Annotated in this window: 6 protein-coding genes; all 6 read left to right on the top strand. The window is 72.8% G+C overall.

From position 1 onward, the window contains the following. Positions 1-1,656: flagellar basal-body MS-ring/collar protein FliF (fliF, locus tag BGO22_RS18690; protein ID WP_286852199.1), on the top strand; the 1,656-nt coding region annotated here is incomplete at its 5' end. Continuing rightward, positions 1,637-2,662 carry a FliG C-terminal domain-containing protein gene (locus tag BGO22_RS18685; RefSeq protein WP_286852197.1) on the top strand — a complete coding sequence of 342 codons (1,026 nt, stop codon included), beginning with the start codon at positions 1,637-1,639 and terminating at the stop codon, positions 2,660-2,662. The genes fliF and BGO22_RS18685, both read left to right, overlap by 20 nt. Beyond that, positions 2,659-3,387, top strand: a complete 729-nt coding sequence (gene fliH / locus BGO22_RS18680) for a flagellar assembly protein FliH (protein WP_204743157.1) — start codon at positions 2,659-2,661, stop codon at positions 3,385-3,387. Before BGO22_RS18685 ends, fliH begins: the two co-directional genes overlap by 4 nt. After that, positions 3,384-4,691, top strand: a complete 1,308-nt coding sequence (gene fliI, locus BGO22_RS18675) for a flagellar protein export ATPase FliI (protein WP_116959881.1) — start codon at positions 3,384-3,386, stop codon at positions 4,689-4,691. The genes fliH and fliI overlap by 4 nt, the downstream gene beginning before the upstream one ends. Beyond that, positions 4,688-5,131: a flagellar export protein FliJ gene (fliJ, locus tag BGO22_RS18670; RefSeq protein WP_286852194.1), complete on the top strand. Its 444-nt coding sequence runs from the start codon at positions 4,688-4,690 to the stop codon at positions 5,129-5,131. The genes fliI and fliJ overlap by 4 nt, the downstream gene beginning before the upstream one ends. 108 nt (positions 5,132-5,239) lie before the next feature. Beyond that, the coding region (fliD, locus tag BGO22_RS18665) for a flagellar filament capping protein FliD (RefSeq protein WP_286852193.1) at positions 5,240-6,416 on the top strand (1,177 nt) is incomplete at its 3' end.

The raw sequence follows: 6,416 nt of genomic DNA, 5'->3' as shown, positions 1-6,416 counted from the left end.
CCCGCCCGCATCGCCTCGGCCCTGCGTTCCGAAGCGGTGGCCAAGCTGCTGCCGGTCGTGTTCCTCGCGATCGCCATCACCGCGCTGGTCATGATGTTCGTCTGGCAGAACCAGTCGAACTACCGGCCGGTGTTCGGCGCGCGCGAGAGCGTGCCCGCCGCCGACATGATGTCGGTGCTCGACGCCGAAGGCATCGCCTACCGCCTGCACCCTGAAACGGGGCAGGTGCTGGTGTCGGAGTCGAACCTGGGCCGCGCGCGCATGCTGCTGGCCGCGCGCGGCGTGGTGGCCCGCCTGCCCGAGGGCCTGGAGCTCATGGACAAGAGCGACCCGCTGGGCGTGACGCAGTTCGTGCAGGATGTGCGCTTTCGCCGCGGCCTGGAGGGCGAGCTGGTGCAGAGCATCACCGCGCTGGAGCCGGTCAAAAGCGCGCGCGTGCACCTGTCGATCGCGCGTTCCTCGACCTTCGTGCTCAACGCCACGCAGGCCAGCTCGGCCTCGGTGGCCTTGCACCTGCACCCGGGCCGCGAGCTGGAGGCCGAGCAGATCGCCTCCATCATCAAGCTGGTCTCGGGCAGCGTGTCCAACCTCGCGCCCGACCGCGTGACCGTGGTCGACCAGGCCGGGCGCCTGCTGTCCAGCCGGGTCGACATCAAGGCCGGCCTGGACTCCACCGGCTTCGCGAACGAAGCGCAGCGCAAAGCGCAGGACACCCTGCTGCGCAACGCCCACCAGCTGCTGCAGCCGGTGCTGGGCGCCAACAACTACAACGTCAGCGCCTCGGTCGAGCTGCACCAGGACAGCGTGAAGGAAACGCAGGAGCGCTACGAGGGCGATCCGCGCATCACCAGCGAGGCTTCGCGCGAGGAACTCAGCCGCCAGCCGCAGGCCCTGGGCATCCCGGGCTCGCTGAGCAACCGCCCGGCCAACCCCCCGCCAGCCGAGGGCGAGCCGCCCAGCACCGCCGAGCGCAACGCGGCCACGCGCCAGTACGCCTATGACCGCAGCGTCACCACCATCGAGCGCGCGCGCGGCCAGGTGAAAAAAATCAGCGTGGCGGTGGTGCTGAACAACGCCGCCGCGCCCGCCGGCGCGAGCGCCTGGGCGCCGGCCGAGATCGCGCGCATGGAGCAGGTGCTGCGCGGCGGCCTGGGCATCGACACCGCGCGCGGTGACCAGTTGGTGGTCTCGGCCATGGCCTTCCCGGCGCCGCCGCAGGCCGTGGCCTGGTACGCCGAGCCGCAGTCGGTGTTCACGATGGCGGGCTGGGGCCTGAGCGCGCTCGGCGCGCTGCTGGCCTACCTGCTGATCGCGCGCCCGCTGATCCGCCGCTTCACGCGCGAGGCCGCGGCGCCGCGCGAGGTGGGCACGTCCGAGCTGCTGGAGCTGGGCCCGCGCGGCGGCGAGGGCGCTGCGGCGCCGGCCGGGGCCCTGCCCCCCGGATCGGCCGCCGTGGCCGCGCTGCCACAGCCCGAACGGCCCGCGGGCCAGCGCGACTCCATGGGCTCGCTGCTGGAGAACTACAACCTGCCGCCCCCGGGCTCCCCGGTGGATGTGCTGGTCGATCACTTGAAGGACCTCGCGACCAAGGAGCCCGAGCGCGTGGCCGAGGTCGTCAAACAATGGGTGCAGAAGAATGGCCACCAACCCGCCTGAAGCCGGCGCCGAGGACGGCGCCATGACCGCGATCGAGCAGGCCGCGATCGTGCTGCTGAGCATGGGCGAGGCACCCGCCGCCGCCGTGCTGCGCTGCCTGGAGCGCGAGGAACTGCTGGCGGTGACGCAGGCCATGTCCGCCATGAGCGGCATCAAGGTCGATACCGCGCGCAGCGCGCTGCAGCGCTTCTTTGACGACTACCGCGAGCAGAGCGGCCTGCACGGCGCCTCGCGCACCTTCCTGAAAAACTCGCTCGACCTGGCGCTGGGCAGCAGCATCAGCAGCAGCGTGCTCACGCGCATCTATGGCGACGCCATCCGCCCGAAGATGGCGCGCCTGCAGTGGGCCTCGCCGCGCTGGGTGGCCGACCGCATCGCGCAGGAGCACGTGCACATGCAGGCCGTGTTCCTGGCCTTCCTGCCGCCGGCCATGGCCAGCGAGGTCATTGCCAGCCTGCCCGAGGACGGGCGCGACGAGCTCATCGTGCGCGTGGCCCAGCTCGGCCACGTGGAGCACCGCCTGCTGCAGGAGGTGGAGGTGCTGGCCGACGCCTGCCTGCAGAGCCTGGAGACGCAGAGCGCCACCATCGAGGGCGTGAAGCAGGCGGCCGAGATCCTGAACCGCCTGCCGGGCGACAAGGCCCGCATGGTGGAGCAGCTGCGCGAGCGCGACCCCGGCGTGGCCGGTCAGATCGAGCGCAGCATGTACGACTTCTTCATCCTCTCGCGCCAGAGCGAGGAGGTGCTGCTGCGCATCATCGAGGCGGTGCCCATGGAAGAGTGGGCCATCGCGCTCAAGGGCGGCGACAGCGACGTGCGCCGCGCCATCCTGGGCTGCATGCCGCAGCGCCAGGTCAAGACCTTCCAGGACGCGATCCGCCGCACCGGGCCGGTGGCCGCGCGCCGCGTGGAAGATGCGCGCGCCGCCATCATGCGCGAGGTCAAGGCGCTGGCCGACGCCGGTGCGATCGAGGTGCAGCTGTACAGCGAGGCGACGGTCGAATGAGCAGCACGGCAACGAGCGCTTACCGCAGCCATCGATTCCCGCCGCTGGCCGATCGCGAGATCGCCCAGGCGCTGGCCGCCCAGGGCGCGCCCGAGGCCTTGCAGGCCGCGCTGGCCGACGGCCATGCGCGCGGCCTGGCGCGCGGCCACGAGGAAGGTTTCGACAAGGGCCTGGTCGAGGGCCGCGCCATCGGCGAGGCGCAGGGGCGCGAGCGCGGCGAGGCGCTGGGCCGCGCCGAGAGCGAGGCGCAGTTGCTCGCGCGCTGGCAGCGCGTGGCCGCGCCGATGCAGGCCGCCACCGAGGCCCTGCGCCAGGTGCAGGCCGACTACCAGGCCGCGCTGCGCCGCGAGATGGTGGAGCTGGTGGAGCGCGTGGCGCGCCAGGTGATCCGCGCCGAGCTCACGCTCAACCCCACGCAGATCCTCAAGCTCGTCGAAGAGACCCTGCAAAGCATGCCGCCGGCCGTCAGCGCCGTGGAGGTGTTCCTGAACAACGAGGACCTGCGCGCGATCCAGGCCATCGAAGGCGCCGACACGCGCGGCTGGAACCTGATCGCCGATCCCGCGCTGGAGGCCGGCGAGTGCCGCGTCCAGGTGGCCGGCTTCGAGGCCGACGCCGGCTGCCGCCAGCGCCTGCAGGCCTGCATGGGCCAGGTGGCCGCGCAACTGCTCGGGGCGGAAGAGTCCGCGCCGGCCGAGGCGCCCTTGAGCGGGGCCGCCGCGTGATCGCCGAACAGCTGCGCCGCATCGCCGTGCCCGAGGTGTCGGTGTCGACGCCCACCGGCCGGCTGGTGGGCGCCACCGGCCCGCTGCTGCAGGCGCGCGGCGTGCGCCTGCACGTGGGCCAGCGCTGTCGCATCGAGTCGGCCCTGGGCGCCGACATCGAGGCCCAGGTGGTGGGCTTCAAGGACGAGGCTGCGCAGCTCATGGCCTTCAAGCGCACCGAGGGCCTGGCCGCCGGCGCGCGCGTCTGGCCCCTGCCCGGCAACGGCCACCTGCTCATCGGCGAGGCCTGGCTGGGCCGCGTGGTCAACGGGCTGGGCGAGCCCATGGACGGGCGCGGCCGCCTGGCGGGCGAGCACCTGCTGCCCAGCGCGCCGCCCTGGGTGGACCCGCTGCGCAAGCGCCCGGTGGAGGGCGCCATCGACGTCGGTGTGCGCGCCATCAACGGCCTGCTCACGCTGGGCCGTGGGCAGCGCGTGGGTCTGATGGCCGGCTCCGGCGTGGGCAAGAGCGTGCTGCTGGGCCTGATCACGCGCCAGACCGTGGCCGACGTGATCGTGGTCGGCCTGATCGGCGAGCGCAGCCGCGAGGTGCGCGAGTTCATCGACCTCTCGCTCGGCGAGGCCGGTCTGCGCCGCGCCGTGGTGGTGGTGGCGCCGGCGGACGAGTCGCCGCTGATGCGCCTGCGCGCCACCGAGCTGTGCCACACCATCGCCGCGCACTACCGCGACCAGGGTCGCCACGTGCTGCTGCTGGTGGACTCGCTCACCCGCTACGCCATGGCGCAGCGCGAGGTGGCGCTGTCGCTCGGCGAGCCACCGGCCACGCGCGGCTACCCGCCCTCGGTGTTCAGCGCCCTGCCGCAGCTGGTGGAAAGCGCGGGCAACGGCAGCGGCGAGGGCTCCATGAGCGCCATCTACACCGTGCTCGCCGAGGGCGACGACCAGCAGGACCCGGTGGTGGACACCGCGCGCGCCATCCTGGACGGCCACATCGTGCTCTCGCGCGCGCTGGCCGAGCGCGGGCACTACCCGGCCATCGACATCGGCCAGTCCATCAGCCGCTGCATGGGCCTGGTGGCCGGCGCCGACCAGCAGCGCGTGGCGCGCGAGGTGAAGGCCCTGCTGGCGCGCTACCAGCAGGTGCGCGAGCTGCTGCCGCTGGGCGCCTACGTGCCCGGCGCGGACCCCCTGAGCGACCGCGCCGTGGACCTGTGGCCGCGCATCGAGGCGTTTCTTCACCAGGGCACGCAGGAGTCGGCGCCGCTGGACGACTGCCTGCGCCGCCTGATGGAGATCGTCGAATGAATTTGCGCGCGCTGGAACAGGTGGTGCGGCTGCGCGAGCGCGAGCAGGACCGCGTGGGCGCCGTGCTGGCCGAGCAGGAGCGCACGCGCCAGCGTTTCGTCGCCAGCATCGAGCGCCTGGGCGGCCTGCTGGACGAGGCCGGCGCCTCCGGCGCCGCGCCCACGGCCTCGCCCCGGCTGTCGCCGGCGCTGGCCAGCAACCGGGGCGCCTACAAGCTCAGCGTGCTCGACCTGGCCGACCGCCACCGCCACGCCCTGGCCGAGCACGAGTCGCGCATGGACCAGACCCGGCTCGCGCTGCACGACGCCTTCCGCCGCCGCGAGGCGGTGGCGCAGCTGCACGGGCGCCGCGTGGACGAAGGTGAGCGCGCGCTTCAGGTGGCCGAGCGCAAGCGCACCGACGACATCGCCCAGACCGTGTGGATGAGGGGACGCGCGTGAGGCCGCCACCGAAAAAGTCGCGCCGCGAGCTTCAGAAATGCCGCGCCCCGGTCGCCCTGGGCTTCGGAGGCGGCGTTCCGGACCGCCCGCGACCCCTGGAGTAACACGATGGAATTCGATCCCACCACCACCGCGACCCAGCTGGCCACCCTGCTGGTGCAAGGACCGCAGCAGCAGATCGACCGCGAGTCCCAGGTCGCCAAGGCCACGCAGGCGGGGCTGGAGAAGCTGCGCTCGGCCCTGTCCGGCTTCACCACCGCCTTGAGCGGCCTGAGCAGCGTCGCGGGTGGCCTGAAGAAGAACAGCGCCACGCTGAGCGCCGGTGCCGGCGCCACCGCCACGGCCAGCGCCAGCGCGCAGCCCGGCTCCTACAGCTTCTTCGTCGAGCAACTGGCCTCCACGCACCAGATCGCCTACGCCGACCTGCCCGCGGTGCCGGTGGCGCTGGGCGGTCCGCTGGTGGTGCAGCGCGCCGACGGTTCGGCCTTCAACGTCAACCTGCTGGCGGCCGACCAGGACGGCGATGGCAACCTCAACGCCACCGAGATTGCGCGGGCCATCAACCAGGCCAGCGGCAACGAGGGCAAGGTGACCGCCCAGGTGGCCAACACCGCCTCGGGCCCGCAGCTGATCCTGTCGTCCGGCCTGGGCGGAGAGGACGGCGCGATCACCATCGACGCCTCCGGCCTGCCCGACAGCGCGCTCAAGACCTCGCTGGGCGGCGCGCCCACGCAGCTGGCCGCCGCGCGCGACGCCGTCATCTGGCTGGGCGAACAGGGCAGCGGCCTGCGCGTCCAGCAAGGCAGCAACAGCTACACCGGCATCGCCGGCGTGTCGGTCACCTTCACCCAGGCGCACAGCGCGGGCGGAGCGCCGCTTCAGCTCGACGTGGCGGCCGACAAGGCCGGTACCGAAGAGAGCCTGCGCAAGTTCGTCACCGCCTACAACGCGCTGCAGACCGAGCTCAACAACCTCACGAAAACCAGCGAGGACGCCGCCTCGCGCGGGGCCTTCTCCACCGACGCGGGCGTGCGCAACCTGCGCAACCGCCTCAACGACCTGATCCGCCAGGACTTTGGCGGCCTGCGCATCAGCGACCTGGGCATCAGTGCCGACCGCCAGGGCCAGCTCACGCTGGACACGGCGCGGCTGCAGAAGACGCTGACCGCCAACCCCGAGGCGCTGGACACGGTGTTCGGCTCCGCCGCGCTGGGCAAGCGCTCGGGCGTGCTGGGCGCGGTGACCGATCACCTGGAGATCTGGACGAAATCCGGCACGGGCCAGC

It is taken from the genome of Hydrogenophaga sp. 70-12, assembly GCF_001897365.1.
GTDB classification, from domain to species: Bacteria; Pseudomonadota; Gammaproteobacteria; order Burkholderiales; family Burkholderiaceae_C; genus Hydrogenophaga; species Hydrogenophaga borbori.
This window is presented reverse-complemented; position numbering and strand designations above follow the sequence as displayed.